At 59.6% G+C, this 15730-nt stretch carries 10 protein-coding genes; 3 read left to right on the top strand and 7 right to left on the bottom strand.

The window, feature by feature from the left end:
• The first annotated feature begins 477 nt into the window (after positions 1–477).
• Positions 478–1284, top strand: coding sequence for an HAD family hydrolase (locus tag NZK35_RS07720; protein ID WP_259631955.1), 807 nt, complete (start codon positions 478–480; stop codon positions 1282–1284).
• 354 nt (positions 1285–1638) lie between these two features.
• Here NZK35_RS07720 and NZK35_RS07715 read toward each other — a convergent pair whose 3' ends face one another.
• The 3 genes from NZK35_RS07715 to NZK35_RS07705 form a co-directional block, all read right to left on the bottom strand.
• Positions 1639–2349 carry an MBL fold metallo-hydrolase gene (locus NZK35_RS07715; protein ID WP_259631954.1) on the bottom strand — a complete coding sequence of 237 codons (711 nt, stop codon included), beginning with the start codon at positions 2347–2349 and terminating at the stop codon, positions 1639–1641.
• Positions 2350–2420: 71 nt separating this feature from the next.
• A complete protein-coding gene (locus NZK35_RS07710) occupies positions 2421–2813 on the bottom strand; it encodes a globin domain-containing protein (protein ID WP_259631953.1) in 393 nt (130 codons plus the stop codon).
• Positions 2814–2942: 129 nt separating this feature from the next.
• Positions 2943–4334 carry a hypothetical protein gene (locus NZK35_RS07705; RefSeq protein ID WP_259631952.1) on the bottom strand — a complete coding sequence of 464 codons (1392 nt, stop codon included), beginning with the start codon at positions 4332–4334 and terminating at the stop codon, positions 2943–2945.
• Between the two features lie 292 nt (positions 4335–4626).
• Between NZK35_RS07705 and NZK35_RS07700 the strand changes: the two genes are divergently transcribed.
• Positions 4627–5139, top strand: a complete 513-nt coding sequence (locus NZK35_RS07700) for a CAP domain-containing protein (RefSeq protein ID WP_259631951.1) — start codon at positions 4627–4629, stop codon at positions 5137–5139.
• Positions 5140–5186: 47 nt separating this feature from the next.
• Here NZK35_RS07700 and NZK35_RS07695 read toward each other — a convergent pair whose 3' ends face one another.
• The 3 genes from NZK35_RS07695 to NZK35_RS07685 form a co-directional block, all read right to left on the bottom strand.
• A complete protein-coding gene (locus tag NZK35_RS07695; RefSeq protein ID WP_259631950.1) occupies positions 5187–6488 on the bottom strand; it encodes a DUF11 domain-containing protein in 1302 nt (433 codons plus the stop codon).
• An 87-nt stretch (positions 6489–6575) separates the two neighbouring features.
• The gene (locus NZK35_RS07690; protein ID WP_259631949.1) at positions 6576–7361 is read right to left on the bottom strand and encodes a hypothetical protein; all 786 of its coding nucleotides are present in this window, start codon (positions 7359–7361) and stop codon (positions 6576–6578) included.
• Positions 7362–7488: 127 nt separating this feature from the next.
• The gene (locus NZK35_RS07685) at positions 7489–8808 is read right to left on the bottom strand and encodes a hypothetical protein (protein ID WP_259631948.1); all 1320 of its coding nucleotides are present in this window, start codon (positions 8806–8808) and stop codon (positions 7489–7491) included.
• Positions 8809–9031: 223 nt separating this feature from the next.
• On the opposite strand from NZK35_RS07685, the gene NZK35_RS07680 reads away from it, so the two are divergent.
• Complete coding sequence (locus NZK35_RS07680; protein WP_259631947.1) at positions 9032–10138, top strand: hypothetical protein; 1107 nt, start codon at positions 9032–9034, stop codon at positions 10136–10138.
• A gap of 27 nt (positions 10139–10165) precedes the next feature.
• Here NZK35_RS07680 and NZK35_RS07675 read toward each other — a convergent pair whose 3' ends face one another.
• Entirely contained in the window at positions 10166–15541 is a 5376-nt protein-coding gene (locus NZK35_RS07675) for a tetratricopeptide repeat protein (RefSeq protein WP_259631946.1), read from the bottom strand.
• Positions 15542–15730 lie beyond the last annotated feature (189 nt).

Below are 15730 nucleotides of genomic sequence, written 5' to 3'. Positions count from 1 at the left end.
GCGAGGCCGTGCCACCGCTGCGGAGAAAAACAACACGACCGACGAGGTCATGTCCATTGCCTGCCGGATCGATGCCAAGGCGGTGAGGCGGGAAAGCGACGTGCCGGATCGTTAGGAGGACGCCGAAATGACGACCCAATCCCCTCGTGCCGCGGATTCAGCTGCGGGTACCCGTGTGGCCGGTGACGTGGCGATATGCTTGCACGACTCAGGTCGGCACCGATCTCGCCGGCTGAGCGTGCAGTTTCAGGGCGGTCGTCACGGGCTCCGTTTCGTTTGATGGATCGGCGAACTCGAAATTCACGATTCGCCCGAGAATGTTCTGAAGTTGTCGTGGACGAACGGTGCATCGACCGCTTCGCTGACCGCGGATTTGTTAGATTTCAGTTTTCTCGTCACCCACCGTGACACCGCAGGGACCGAATCCTCGCTGGAACACGGTTAGGATACGAGTGCAGAGCCCATGGAGATTTTTAAATGCGGATCCTAGCCACCGACCTGGATCGAACGTTGCTGCCCAACGGAAAATGGGATGCCGACGAGTCGGCGATCACGATGTTCAACGAACTGACCGAGAAACACGGCACCGTTGTCGTTTATGTGACCGGCCGCAACCTCGATCTGACCGAAAAGGCGATCAAGCAGTACGGCGTCCGCTATCCCGATTATCTATGTGGTGACGTCGGGACGACGATTCGTCGGTACGAAAACGGGGACTGGCATGACGACCCGGGATGGGTCGCCCATGTCAACCAATCCAGCCCCCGCTGGGACGCCAACGCGATCCGAAATGTCGTCGCCGAAGTCGATGGGATCCGTCAACAGGAACCCGAACACCTCAATCCGTTCAAGCAGAGCTACTACGTCGATCACGGCAAGAAAGATGCCGTGCTGGAACAAGTCGATGGGCGGGTCAAGGGAAAATTCGACGAAGTGATCGTTTACAGCTTCGATTCGCAGGACGGCAAGGGGTTGCTCGACTTCCTGCCCGACAGCGCGACCAAGCAGACGGCGCTCGAGTATGTCGCGGCCGCTTCCGGGGTGCCCAAGGGAGAAGTCGTTTTTTGCGGAGACAGCGGCAACGACATCTTTCCTTTGACGGCCGGTTTTCTCGGGGTGTTGGTCCGCAACGCTGACGAACAACTCGTCGAAAACGTCCGCGCAGCGATGCAACGCAACCCTGAGCTGAAAGCGTACTTTGCGAGCGGCAACTTCCAGGGGCTCAGCGGTTACTACACCAGCGGCGTGATCGAAGGGGCTTACCACTACGGCGTTTTTGCTTAACCATGGACCGGAATGGATGTCGAGATTGGACCAGTGCGGCCCCGGCGACGACGCTGCTGAGGATCCCAAAACTCGACCTCGCGAACCAATCTCGCCGTGATCAAGACAAACTTCGTCCGATAAATGTCAAACCGGCGGCGAAACGGGTCGGGGAAATCCTTTGCACGTTTCGATCACCGACAACGCCAATCTGGTTGGGTATCTGGCGGGGGCGATTCCGACGTAGTGCTCCCCTGTTTCCGAAGCAATGAATCGGCTCCTGCTGATTACATCCGAGACCGGTAAAAGGGTCAGGAGCAAAAGCGTTCACTAACGGGGACTATGGGACGCATAGGACCGAGGAGTCTTATTCGTCTAATCTGTCGCAGAGGTCCCATCGATGCCGAGGACCGAGTCGCCGACGAAGGCGTTGTTGAGACGTTCTTGGCCGAAGGTGGAGACCGGTCCGTGGCCGGGTAGGAACTGAATCTGTTTGCCCAGCGGCCAGAGCTTTTGAACGATCGATTCGATCAGGTCTTCGGTGCTGCCGTAGGGGAAATCGGTGCGTCCCACCGAGCCGCAGAACAACACGTCACCGACGAAGGCAAACGCGTCGTCCGGCTGCACCAACACAATGTGCCCGGGGGTATGGCCCGGACACTCGTAGACGTCAAATTCGATTCCCGACAGCTCGACTTTGTCGCCTTCGTTCAAATAGCGATCGGGGGTCACGTTCGTCCCGCCCACGATGCCGTACTTGCCACAATCGGTTTCGATCGAATCGAGTAAGAACTGATCCTTGGCGTTGGGGCCGATGATCGGGACGCCGAACTTCTTTTTCAGTGGACCGGCGGCCCCGACATGATCGATGTGGCCGTGTGTCAGCCAGATCGCCGAGACGTCGACGCCGAGCTCTTCGACGGCCCCGATGATGAGGTCGGCGTCGCCGCCGGGATCGACGATCGCGGCCTGTTTCGTTTCAGTCGACCAGATGATCGAACAGTTTTGTTGCAGTGGCGTGACCGGCAGGATGCTGACTCGGAAACGGGGTTGCGGCGCGGCATCGGACGGGTCGGAGGCGGTCATGATTGAATTGCTTTGTGTCAGGGCGTTTCGGTGGAGGATCAAGACGACGACGCGGACGCCACTCGGAAGACTTAGTCGTGGGGCGACCGATGCATGATCGCCGCGGCATAATTCAACGCATCGGTCCACTGCTTGTCCAGTGCCGCATTCCAGTCGCTGCCGTGGAATTCAGCGATCGTTTCGACCAGCACTTCAATGAACTTCGGGAACAACTCGTTGGTAATCCCGAGTCCGTGATGCTTCGTTCCGAGCACTTCCAGGTAGGCCTGTGAGGAGCGACGCAGCGCCGGGTATTGTTTGACGGCTAGCAACGCCATCGTCAACATCGCCGTCTGGCGTTTGACATTGGCACCGGCGAAAAAGTATTTGAACTCGGGATAGCGTTTGAACAGCCGGTCGTAAAATCCATCCAATGCGATCGAATCGTCGCTCAAAATCGCTTCGACGCTTTCCTCAAGTTCCACGGCCGGACCTAACTGGAGTTGAAAAGTAGATCCGGCATTCTAGCACGTCGAACCCCGTGGTGTGTCGACACACAGTGGGCTGCACTGCCGGGCGGGCACTGCCGGGCGGGCACTGCCGGCGGCCTGCATTCAATCACCGCCGAGGGCGGGGCCGGCTTGCGTCGGCTTCGATTTCAGGCCGACGGTGTTGACCGTGACAACGGAGTAGCCGTGGTCGACGCCCCGCTGTGCCGATTGATCGACGAACTCCATCTGTACTAAAGGCTGCGTGGGCGTGTCGCTGTATTGTAAGCCTTGAAAGATCGGGCGACCGAAACGGTTCGTCCCATCGGTTGGTACTTCGGCCAGCGGCTTGCCGTTGCGGAGGATAATGAACTTCTCGATCCCGCTTTGCAAATCGGCTTCCGCCCGCCAACGCAAACGGTTGCCCTGTAGCTGAACCGACTTCGGCGGCGGTGGTGGTGAGGCATCCGCAACCCGGGTGTCTTTGCGGTACTGCATCCACAACGTCGCGATCGTCTCATCGGGCAACCAGCCGGCTTGCAGCGGATCGCCGTCAAAATCCTGTGCCGCGACGGCAGTCGTGTCGGTCGGTAGAGCCAGCCAGGTAGACGTCGTGGGCATGGTTCGCAACGCACCGTCGGGTTCACTCGGCAGCCGAAGTTCCAGGCATCGATCCAGCCACGGGATCGCGAGGTAACGCTGATTCCCGCACTCGTGGGCGGTCAAGGGATCGATCGCGATCCCGAGCAACCCGCCGCGACCACGAACCGTTTGAAAGAACTGCAAGTTCGCAGGCCAGACCTTCGCGAACCGTCCATCCTTGACCGTCACTCCTTCTTTCGTACCGGGATTGCACATCATCGGCACGCCCAAGGCGGCCTCGGGCAATGCGTGCGGTTTGATGCCGGGGCGATCCGGATTGGGTTCCAGCAGCGGAACGCCAGAGCGCAGCCATGCCGCCACGACCCGGTTCGGCCGGATCATTACCATGCCGCCGCACCAGTGACCACCGCCGCTGTGTCCCCATAACGCCAGCGGCGCCGATGCGAGTTCGGGATGACCTGACAGATTGCCAAGGTCGACCAGCGATTGTTCAAACGTGGTCACCGATCCGTTGCGGGGGTCGCACCACATTTGACAATCTGCTTCTTGCGGTTGCTCGTAGGCCGGAGCCAACAGGGCGCAATCATGTTTCTTGGCAAGTGCCTGCCAGTGCAAATCGAAGGCTCCTGTCAGTCCCGATTTGCACGAACCTTCGCCACATCCGTGTTGGTGCACGACGACACCCCGCAACGTGTTCACGCCCGGTGGAATCCAAATCGTGTAGTTGACCGGGAAAATCAACTCGCTGGACTTCTGATCGCTGGACCGTTCAGCGGCATCGTAGCGGACTCGATAGTAGGGCGGTTCCACTTCGGGGAACACGTCGTACGGTGGAGACTGTGCCGTCAAAGGGCTGGCAGTGCCCAGCAGGACACCGATCAGCAGGACTTGGCGGGAAACAAGAAAACGGATCATGGCGGACGGGGGCATGCGGGGGGGAGGAAGTGCGCGGCGGCGGAGGGCCGTTTGGGGTGGTCAAGAATATAGCATGCCGGTCGGTCCCCTTGGCCGAACGCGGGCTGTTCGCTTGTGCGTCACCCGCCCTGCCGTGTCGTATCAGCCCTTCGGTCGGGGTTGTCGACGAGAACAGAAGCGTTAGGTTTCTTCGCGGCCACCGGTGGCGGTGTGCTGCTGACGGTCGGCCCTCGTTCGCCGGTCGTCGTTTCATGGACGCTTGTTGCCCGAACGATGAAAAGGGATTGTATTGATGAAATCACGTTTGATTCTTCTCGTTGTCTTTGCCGTGTCTTCGGTCGCTGTCGCCCAAGGTGCCGCCTTTGACGAAGTCAATGCGTGGCGCCGCGCCGCCGGGTTACCGCAATTTGTCGAAGACCCCGCGATGACTGAGTTTGCCAAACGCAAAGCGGAGTACCGCGCCGCACGGGGACTGAAGAACGGACATCAAGGCCCCTCGGTTCCGGCCGGTTGGACCGAGGGTTGTGGGGAAGCAACTGCGACGTGGGGTTGGCTGACCTGTGCAACCGAATGCGATTTCCGTTACGCAGGAGCCGGGGTGGCGATCGGCGCCGACGGCGAACGCTACATGGTCTTTGTCGGGCGAGGCGGAAGCGGCCGAGCGTTGATCGATCCCAATCGCTATCCGATCATCAAGACGGCGCACTTGACTCCCAACCCGTTGCGCGCGGCAGCGTCGCGTGTCGCAACTCGGGTTTCCGACTCCACGTCCAAACGCTGTCCCAAGTGCGGCCGAGTTCACTGAGTGTCGACGCACGGCATCGTTGTCGAGCGTGACGCGATCAGAGGTGTTTACCGCACGCGGCACTTGAATTCGATCGTGGCCGTTTCGCCGACGGCCAAGGGATCGGCCAGCGTCCACTGCATCCGCACCGAACCGGCGGCGTTGCCCTTGGTCGTGAACTCGGCTTGGCGATCACAGTGCTGGGAGTCCTCGAGATACTCCAGCCGTCCGACCAGGCTGTCCGCGATTTCGATATGGCTGACCGCAGAGTCACCGACGTTGCGGACATGGATGGCGAAGCTGACTTCGTCGCCCTGCTGTGCGTGTGCCTTGTCGGCGACCTTCATGATTTCCAGGCGACCGGCGTCCGGGAAATCGTATCGGACGAATCCTTCGACCTTGGCATCACGTGTCAGCACGGGCGGCGTGATGCTTTCGATCATCACTTCCACCGCATCGCGGATCATCCACGATTGGGCCGCGACGGCGCCTTGTTTTAGGATGGCGATTTGTGATTCATCCAAACGATTCAACGAGACGGCATCGAGTGTCGCCAGGATCTCCAAGGCGTCTTCGGCCAGAAGTGGTTGCACGATGCCTTCGACCGGAACACCGCGATTGCGATCGCGCATCGCGTCGACGCGTCGAGCGACGTCCGCACGGGCCAGTTCTAAGGACTCGCCGACCACCAAGCTCGGTTGCGTCAAGCCAATCCCGCTGGGGCCGACTGGTTGAAAGGTGCCACGCAGGCCGACAGCTTTCTCGCCGGCGACCGCGCCGCTGACTTGCCGAATCGCGCCGAAGCGGGGCGAGTACAGACAGACGGGATTGCTCGCTTGGACCGCAATGTCACCCGCCTCGGTCGTGTAATGCACCACGGCATCTTGGGGATCAAGCCCGCCGACGTGGTCATTGACCATCACGCGGGCTTCGGGTGGGATGTCACCGCCGTTGCACAAAAACTCTTGCGGATCGAAGGGCTGGCCCATCCCCATGACGGGATACGCGGGCGCGCACGTTTGGCATGATCCGGCGTCGGTGCTTTGGATGCATCCTTGGCAGACGCTGGCTTGATCTTCGGCTCGATCACTCAATCGACCGAAGTAGCCGACCTGTGTGATTTCGTTTTGTTCCGGTTGGATGGCTGCGGTGGTCTTCACTCCGGGAACCGCAGGGGTGTGACCGCCGGGAGTCAGCTTCGGCGTCGGTGTCTGAGGGATGCCCGGCAAGTTTGGTGTTCCCGGCAACCGAAATCCCTGGGTCGCCGCTGGCGACTGGCACCCGACAAGGACCACCATCGTTGCCAGCAGTGTCCCTGCCGCGAACGTGCCCCGACAGAAAGATCGGCAAGATGCAAAGCAGTGAAACATGGTCGGTTGAGGTTGAAGGTGTATCGGGAACAAAGCTTGTCGCTCAGCGGCACGGTCTAGACACTTGGTTCCGTGCCGCGGCCGCGGTTAGGGTGTTTCAGGCATCGGTTCTGGCTTGTAAATCGGCGCCCAAGCGGGAAAGCCGAAGTAGAACTGGGAACTCAGCGACGGGTTCCGCGGCGGCGACTTGGATCCCAAGCGTACGATCGCGACGGGTCGGCCGAATGAATCGGCTGTTGCGAGCGCGTCTTGGTCTAAGGGAATATCGATCGGACGCGACTCGGTGCGTTGCTGGGCGAGCGGGATGGCCGTTTGTGGGTCTTCCAAATAGACGACCCTGGTGACCAAATTGCCGTCGAGCGCTTCCTGCAAGTCCGATTCACTTAGGTTGATCGGGATCGGGTACAACGTTTCGAGTCCGCGTGGCGGATAGATTCGCCCGATCAGTTCGACCGTCGGATAGAGTTCGGCGCCGATGGCGTTGGGGATGCCGGTGATGCGAAAGCGGTACACCGCACCGACCATCAGGCCGGCCATCAGATCCGGTTCCTCTTCGCTGTGGCTGCCCGCCAACGGCAAGGAGAACTTGGTGCCGGCGGGGCCCGAGAAGGCGACCGGTTGGAAAGTGCCTTGCTGCATCGTCACCGCAGCCGGACTTTGCCAAACCGCACCCGGCGGCAGTGATTTGTAGTACAGCGGATGTCGACCGCTGGTATCGAGCGGTTCGGCCGCGGAGGCGACGCGATCGAACGCGACGCTGCTGAGCAAGGTGATCAGCAAGGCAAGGACGAACATGCAAACCAACGCCTCAGCTCGGTTGCTCGATTCGGCCACGTCGATCGCGATGGCGGCGGTTTTGGGCCTGGTATGCATGGATTTCGGCCTGGTTTGCATCATGGGGTCCACTCAAACGTGGGCGTCGGTCATCCGGAAATCAGATGCCGACGCCGCGTGCTTTCAACAGTTACCTCTTCAGCCCATCATCATGCGGACCCTGCGATCAGGGTTCGCAATTCGGATCGACTGACTGACTGCCCTGCAACAGGGGACGTCCCGCAGGTGCACCCGGGTGGATGTTCTGCTCGGTGATCCGAACGCGGCTGACCGGGTTGGGATAGCTGTATCCGGGCTGATGACGGACGGTCGTTCGCATCGTTTCGACGGGCCGGGGAATATTCATCGGGGTGCGGTTCCGCATCACGTGTTTCTTCAATCCCGCGGGTGCTCCCAATGGAATGTGCGGCGGTCCCGGCAACCCGATCGGTGTGCCGCTCATCGGCATGCCATACTGGGGTGCGTTGACACCGGCGATCATGCCAGGCAGTTGCGGCGGAGTCATCGAACAGGTACCGCCATCGGGGCCACAGCCGCTCGTCGACGCCGGTGCGAAGGGTGCGGGCAGTCCGGCGATCGGCGGAGACATCCCCAGTCCCATGCCGCCCGATCCAGGCATTTCGATATCTTTGTCACCGAGTCGGATGATCGCCAGGATCGAACCGCGTCGGTCGGCTTCGACGATCGGATCCACGCCCGGATCCAGACGCGTGCTCACCAGGGTATCGATTCCTGCCAAAGCCGGGCCTTGGAAATCCGGATCGGGTAGGTACAGCACCTTGGTCACGAAGTTGCCGGTGACCACTTGGTCGAAGTCCTCTTCATCGAATTGAAGCGGAATCGAATTGTGGGCCAGGTAAGCGCCGGTACGAGGATTGGCATAGGCCAATTCGATCGTCGGGTACAGTTCCACGCCTTCACGTCCCGGGATGTTTGTCAGCTTGATGCGGAACAAACCACCTTGGGGGAAGTTTTGGCGGGCGGGGACGATCAACGGTTCGCTGTCGAACATGCCGTTGCCGGTTTGATCGTAGCGAACCTGCATGCCTTCGGGGCGACCGAAGGTGACTTGAACGGCCTGATTGATCGGCGCGGCGACCATCATGCCGCCCATGCCGGCTCCGCCGACCATCGTTCCGCTGGATCCGTCCATGCATCCGCACGCGGCACTGCCGCCATGCATCCCTTGGACAAATCCGACTTGTTGGATTTCGCTTTGGCTCAGATCTCGGCCTGCGGCGGCGAGCTCCGACGGGACTTCCGTTGGAACCTTGTTGGCCGCCATCATGGCGCCGGGTCCGGCCGGAGCGTTCATGGCACCGGCGTACGGTGGTGGTCCCAAAACGCCGGGGCCGGGGCCTCCGACTCCAGGACCGGGCTCCATCATTTGTTGAGCCGGCGGTAAATTGTGGCGAGTCGGTACGCATCCGGTCGCGACCATCGCACCAGCCGCAATCAGCGACAAGTGAGTGACGAATCGTTTCATCTTTTCCCCCATTCCTTGGGTAGCACCGCGCTCGAATGCGGTTTGCGGGGTCGGTCCCCGCCTGGGCTGAAAAATCAAAGGTAGTTTCTCGTGCACGATCTGCCTGGACGTGTGACCCGAATCGCATCTACGATTCGCGCCACGCAGCGGACAGGACGGCCACGTGATAAACCCATCGGCACGTTGCGTCCTGATTCTTTGGAAAAATCGCCACAACCCGACCATGAAGATCGATCGACACGACCGTGATCAGCCGAAAGGCCCCGTGAAACTCCGTTTCACGCCTCCGCTGCGCCCATTCGCCTTCGGTTGTGTCCTCGTCGCGGTATTTTTCGGTCAGCGGCTCGGCGGACAACCGCCCCCTGCCGATCCGCCAACGATCGGCCAGACGACACACCCGCCGACGCCCGACCCGAACCCGCCGCGCGCTGAAAATGCCGCTGAAAATGCCGCTGAAAATACCGGCGATGGCGCGGCGGACAGCGTCGCCGACCAGCAGCGTGCCGCCGCACTGATCGATCAAGTCATCGATCGCCTCGCCAATGGTGCCGCGTTCGATTGTAAAATCCGACAGCGTGTTCGAACTGCCGGACGCGAAGTGCTCGGCGTCGGCACCTATCTGCAGGTCGGTGGCGGAACCGGACAGTTTTCTTTTCAAATCGAAATGCACGATGGCACCGGAAAACATCGTCTGCAACAAATCAGCGATGGACGCTTGGCTTGGACCCGCACCGAGATCGCCGGCGTCGTCTCCCTCAGCCGCGTCGATGTGGGATGGTTGGACGAAGGAGCTCGGACGCTCCGCAGGAACGACCGGATCAAACCCAGCATGATGGTCGGGGGACCCTGCGAAATGCTTGATAGCATTCGCCGAGACTTCGACTTGAAACTCGGCAAAAGCTCGCTCGCCGGACGGTCCCTGTTGGTCGTCATCGGCACGCTGAAACAAAGTCGACGCGACGAAATCACTGCGATGGTCAACGGAGCCGAATGGCCGGCACTGTTTCCCACACGCGTTAACGTGGCCATCGCCCAAGACGACGACCCCGAAATGAACTTCGGCAAAGGCCTGCCGATTCGAATCGAATACTTCAGCGACCCGATTGCCGCGTCCGATGCCCCCCAAGGCGAACTGCGATCGACGCTCAAAAAACGCCAGATGATTTCATTGCTGGAATTCTATTCGATTCGCCCCGTCGCCCCGCCCCCGATCCAGCGGTTCCGCTTCGAAAACCAGGACACCGAAATCGATTTCGTCAACGAAACCGGCCGTTACGAAGACCGATTTAACATCCGAGTCAGCGCCAAGGAACGCGAACGGTATCGGTGAATCATCGAATGGCTCGCCCGCTCGCTTTCAATCCCGCTGCAACAGTTCCACCAAACGTGGAAAATTCGACCGCTCGGATTCGGGGATGAATTGCTTCAACAGCGAGAGCTTGTTGGGGACGTCCGGATGCGTTTGGATCACATGTCGGGTAAACGCTCGTTGACTCTCGCTGAATTCGTCACCGGATCGGATGCCGATCACGTTGCAGAGCGAAAACAACGAATGCGGGGTGACGTCCAACGCCAGCAGTCGCGTGTAAATCGCCGAGGGATCTTTCGACGCCTCGGCCGACCGGGCAAACGCACTCCAATGCGTTTTCCACAGCCCGGGCTCTCTCTCAAAGGCGAACAGGTAGGTGATCGCGGCTTGATGACGCTTTCGCATTGATGCGAGTCTGTCAGCTCGGGCGAGGATCAATGTGGGCGTCAACCCTTCCCGGTCAATGGCCTGCTTCCAAAGCTGGATCGCTTTTTCACCCCGATCGGCGCGTTGATACAGCTCTGCCAGGGTGTCAACGAAGCCTTCTGGGATCGGCGCATCGGGGGTGGACCCGGCACCGACTCGCCGCTCGAACAGTGAAACCAATTGGTCAATCCGGCCGGCACGGATCAGGATCTCCATTGCCTGGTGCGACACCGCGGATCGCAAAATCTTTCCATCGGACATCTGATCTTGAATGATCGAAAACGCGACCTCCGAAGCCGTGGTGCGGTTTCCGTCGATCAGAAGTGATTGGGCCACCCGCAGTTGATACAAATCGTCTTGTCGCAGCGAGGGCGTCGCTCGAGAGGTGATGCGTCGACGAGTCGCGACCGCCTGTCCCTGTTGGCTGCCCAATCCTTGTTCGGCTAACAATTTTTCAAATGCGGTGCGGGTGGAGTTGCTGAGTTGCAATTTTAAAAATTGATCGGCGGCATGACGGGCTGGTTGTATGGCGCCGATCCGTGTGGCCAAGGCAAACTTCGCCAATTCGAGTTTCTGCTTCGACAGGTCGTCGCTGGTTTCGACGTCGTTTAGCCGCGCGAACCCCTGGTCTGCTTTGGTGGTTTCAATTTCGAACCGCGCCAATTCGATTTTCAGGTCGATATCGTCTGGATACGTTTCGCAGAGTCCAAATAGCTTTTTGTAGCAATCAGCGGGTCGTCGACTCCACCATGCTGCATACGCCGCAACCAACTTGCGAAGTTTCAATTCTTGCTCCGTCGCATCTGGCAAATCCCGTTCAAGATCCATCAACCAGTCTTCGGACTGGAAATCCGGAATGCCGCTGGAACGCTGAGGGTCGCCGTCCATTGCCAGTTGCACAAAACCTCGTACCAGATAGTCGTCAATCAATGGTTTGGCAAGCGTTGTATGCCATTGGTGCCGCGAGACGGTGAAACTCATCGGGGGCATCGCCGTTGCCGCCTGCTGGGTGGCGCCTGTGGCATATTGGCGTACAAACTCGTTTCCCGTCAGCGTTTTTTGTTTCAGCGTGCATCGACGTGTGCAGTGGGCCAACCACGCATCGAGGAGCACCGCCCGATGCCGCCGTCGAAACTCCATTTCCGACGGCACTGCGGGTGAGAAGAGCCAGGTTTTGACTTTGTTGGACTGCATGTCCTTCAACAAATCGAGTTTCCGGTCGCGACGTGCGATGTCGGTCAACCTGGCGACAAGTTGGTCGGCACGGGGCAGGTCGTTCTGCCAAAGCGCGACCTGGATGTCCGCGATGGCAACCACCAAACGATTCAACGGCGGTTCCGCCGTGTCGCGTTTGGGCGTCGGCATTTTTTTCCCGGCATGCCGAAATTCACGGATCATGAAGCGATGCAAATCAAGCTCCTGTCCGATCTGCTCGGGCGATAGTTTACCGACAACCATCAATTCCCGCCTGGCCGAAACAGCCTTGGCCAAGATCCCCAGTTGGTGGTCGTCGAGTGACTTGAGACGCCGCGACGCTCCATCTCCCTCGACCCTCATCCGCTTTGTCCTGGCTTCCAAGATCGATCGCCATTCGGGGTGCTCGTCTGCCGGGGCGACTTCTGCCATTCGCCAAAACAATGATTCGGGGGGACGGATCGCCGTGCGACTCAGTGATCGTTCCAAGCCATAAAGCGCCAGCAATTCTTCCAACCGGCTCGGGTCCTTGATCTGATCCGGTGGCGGCATCGGGAACATTTCATCAATCAGCTCGTGAACCGATTGCAGTTTGCCGTCGCGTGCGTTTTGTTTGCTTCGGCCGAGCACACCGATCGCGCGACTGATCCAACGGGCCTGGTAGTAGTCCTCAGGAATCAGATAGTCCTGCCGGGCGGACCGCGCGGGGTTACCGGCCGGAGCACGGGCGGTCGTGGCGGAGTCTGCTTTCCCTAAGAAGTTGCTTAAGAAGAATGTGAAGTTGCGTTTCGGGATCGTGTACGTGCTCAATTTGGCGGTGCCGGCACGGCGAACTTGCGGAGTGAGACGAATCGTATAGTTGCCGGACAAGCCGCTGCCGGACGCGTGCGTGGCTTGGCACGGCGGCGGCATGTCGAACGGAACGTCCAGGGCGTCAACTTCGCCGGCCAAGCGGATCGCTTTGGCCAACCGAGCGTCATCGGCGTCGCGAGCGGTCAGGAATAGTAATTGCGACTCCACACATTTGATTCCCCACCACGCCGTTTGATGTCCGTTCACGATGCGACACAGTTCGATCGCCTTTTCGAAACTTTGGTTGGCCGTACGCGCGATGAGGGTCATGGCGCGTTGCGGATCGGTCGTCTTGGCGAGTTCGCTCGCGCTTAATTCGAACTGCTTCAACTTGCCAAGCTTGGCCTGTAAATTCCCCAGCAAATCATAGTCGTCCGGCGTGCCTGCCAGATCGATCAATTGACGTTGATACTCCACAGCGGTCTCGAAATCGGACATCGCGATCAGGCAGGTGACGGTTTGCCGGATCAGATCCTGATCGTCGGGTTGCTGATCCACCAATTGCCGCAACAGAAAGCTCGCGCGTTTGTAGTTTTCGATCGATTGCCAAAACGATGCGACCATTCGCTGTGTGTGGTAGCGGTCCTTGGTCGTCAACACAAACTGTTCCAATCGTCTGAGCAGCTGATCCGATTCTCCACGCCGCTCATACAGTGGAACCATCATCTGCATCAGCTCCTGACGGCGATCCCAGTCGCGTTCCATCTCGATCGCTTCCCAGTACAGCTGGATCGCCGGGTCGGTCTGGAACCGATCGGCGTAGTGTTTGGCCAACATCAAGCGGTGGAGATTGTCGCGCGGTGCTAAATCAACTGCGTTTCGCAGCGCCGCGACCGCTTCCTCGTCTCGTCCGAGCGCGAACGCCAGCTCGGCGAAGAGTCGATAGGAATCTGCGGCACCCGGAGCGACGCGGATCAAGGCGACGGCGGTCTGAGCCGCTTGTTCCAGATCGCCGATTTCCCTTTGCAAGGTCAGGATGCGACGCAGGTATTCCGTTTTGAACCGTGCGTCCAGTTCCGTCAAGCGATCGTAGTACTTGATCGCGTCCATTCGCCGCTGCTGTCGCTGGGCGATCTCCGCTGCGACGAGTAGCGTTTCGACATCGTCGGGTGCTTGATCGAAGGCGTCTTGAATTGTCTCTGCGGCGCGGGAAAGTTGGTTGTCGGCGAGGTACAATTGCGCTAACAGCAAACGGTTCTTGATGGAGGATTCTTGATTGGCCGTTTGTGCGATCATTTGCCTCAGGATTCCAGCTTCGGTGTAGGCCGTAATCTGGTCGTGAAGCACCTGTTGACGTTCGTCTCGAGTTTCCGCAATCGACTCTGCCGTTTCCAGTTGCGCGGTGGCTTGTCGGTAGGCTTTGGCGTCCATCAATGCCCGGGCGTAGCGGAGTCGTTGATTGAAGGTCAGATCAAACGACGCCGCCTCACGCCACGCCTCGAGTGATCGAGAGTTGAACTTGAACGATGCAAAAATTTCGGCCAACCGAATCAACGACTCGCGATTCCGACGCGGCCCCGTCGCGATCGATTGCCAAACTTCGACGGCTTCGTCCACCCGCTTGAGCGTATGAAGTTGCTCAGCCAGGTATTCGCGGTATTGCGTGGAATCGGGGGCTAGCTCGACTGCTTTGCGGTACAGAGAAATGGCTTGGTCGGTACGGTCGATGCCGGCGAACAATTTGGCGACGCGGACGTGCAGCACCGGATCATCGGGCCGCAAACTCAACAGCCGTTCCCAGACGTCAGCCGCGGCGTCACGTCGTTCGTCCAGTTTCCGGTCCACGTCACGTAACAACAGGCGGCCCCAGCGAATGAAGTGATCGGGGTTGTTGGGGGCAAGACGTACCAGGGCTTCGAACTGCGGTGATACTTCTTCCAGACGATCGGCGCGATCCAGAACATCGATCAAGGCCAGACGTGCGGCAACGTCGCCCGGAGCCCTGTCGACGGCGGTCTGCATCGTTTGTCGGGCCAGATCCAAACGCCCGGCAAGTGTTTGGATTTGCCCCAGCCGAATCCGCAACGACAGGTCATCGGGCAACCGTTCCACCTCCGCGGAATAAAACTCGATCAGTGCATCGAAAGAGCCATCGTGGAGTAATCCTGCCTCCAGACGATCGCGGACATCGCGATACAGCCAGCTGCGCGGACGGAGCCGGGACAACATGGATTTCAATTGTTCGTTCGCCGCGTCGGGGCGATCGAGTAGACGCTGCAGTTCCGCCGTTCGGATTTGAAAGCGAATCTTTTGTTCGGCGTTCTCCGCTCCGCGTACCAATTGGGTGTATTGTTCCAAAGCCGGTTCGTACAGCCTTTCGTCGACCAATTGTCGGGCGACCCGTTCAGCGATCGTTTGATCACCGGGAAACTGCTGTTCGAGTTGTTTCCACGTTCGGATCGCTTTCGCTTGATCGCCCGATCGAGCATAAAGTCGACCGAGCTGGAGATAGATCTCCACCGCATCGACGCGTCTGGGGCTACGATCGAGCGAACGCTGCATCGCTTCGATCGCTTCGTCGTTTTTTCCCGTCGCACGCAATGCCGCTGCCAATTGAAAGCTGGCCATGGCATCCTGTCCCAGCCAACGTTCCGCCTTGGCGAGCGCCACGATGGCCTTGCCGTACAGACCGCGACGGAGCTGAATCAGTCCGAGCACCATTTGGCGCTCCCCGGCACGCTCGGCTGTTTCAGCGACGTCAAGCGATCGAAGGAAATCGTCCAGCGTGCGATTTTGCAGATGGTGGCTGTACACGCGATCGAGCGCGATTCCCGGTCGCGGCCGCCGCAGCAGGACCTCGGTGAATCGCTCAATCGCCTGGTCAGCCTCGGCGGCCGGGCGTTGGGCCAGGACGTCGCATCGATCGGTCAAGGCAACGCCACAGATCGCAAGCAGAGAGACGAGCAGGGCAACGCGCGGCGATTGGAATCGAGAGCGATTGATTTGAGTCATCGTCGTGGAAACTCCTCTCCGAACTGCGCCGCTGCGACATCGATACGAGCACGACAACCAAAGATTGTAGCGATTCAGCGTACCAAGATCACGCGCCACTGGCTGACAGCATGTCAATCGAATCGGGATCAGCGGAGTCAATGGTGAGCCGCTGGCCGTAAGGCCTCGGGCGTGCGCGGAAATGCCCGG

The organism is Stieleria sedimenti, from assembly GCF_025060895.1.
In the GTDB taxonomy this organism is placed as follows: domain Bacteria; phylum Planctomycetota; class Planctomycetia; order Pirellulales; family Pirellulaceae; genus Stieleria; species Stieleria sedimenti.
The sequence above is the reverse complement of the archived record's forward strand: the minus strand, read 5'-3'. Positions and strand labels throughout refer to the sequence as shown.

Coding starts and splice junctions, on each gene's coding strand:
- NZK35_RS07720 (WP_259631955.1), top strand. CDS start 478: ATGCGGATCCTAGCCACCGACCTGGATCGAACGTTGCTGCCCAACGGA.
- NZK35_RS07715 (WP_259631954.1), bottom strand. CDS start 2,349: ATGACCGCCTCCGACCCGTCCGATGCCGCGCCGCAACCCCGTTTCCGA.
- NZK35_RS07705 (WP_259631952.1), bottom strand. CDS start 4,334: ATGATCCGTTTTCTTGTTTCCCGCCAAGTCCTGCTGATCGGTGTCCTG.
- NZK35_RS07700 (WP_259631951.1), top strand. CDS start 4,627: ATGAAATCACGTTTGATTCTTCTCGTTGTCTTTGCCGTGTCTTCGGTC.
- NZK35_RS07695 (WP_259631950.1), bottom strand. CDS start 6,488: ATGTTTCACTGCTTTGCATCTTGCCGATCTTTCTGTCGGGGCACGTTC.
- NZK35_RS07690 (WP_259631949.1), bottom strand. CDS start 7,361: ATGCATACCAGGCCCAAAACCGCCGCCATCGCGATCGACGTGGCCGAA.
- NZK35_RS07685 (WP_259631948.1), bottom strand. CDS start 8,808: ATGAAACGATTCGTCACTCACTTGTCGCTGATTGCGGCTGGTGCGATG.
- NZK35_RS07680 (WP_259631947.1), top strand. CDS start 9,032: ATGAAGATCGATCGACACGACCGTGATCAGCCGAAAGGCCCCGTGAAA.
- NZK35_RS07675 (WP_259631946.1), bottom strand. CDS start 15,541: ATGACTCAAATCAATCGCTCTCGATTCCAATCGCCGCGCGTTGCCCTG.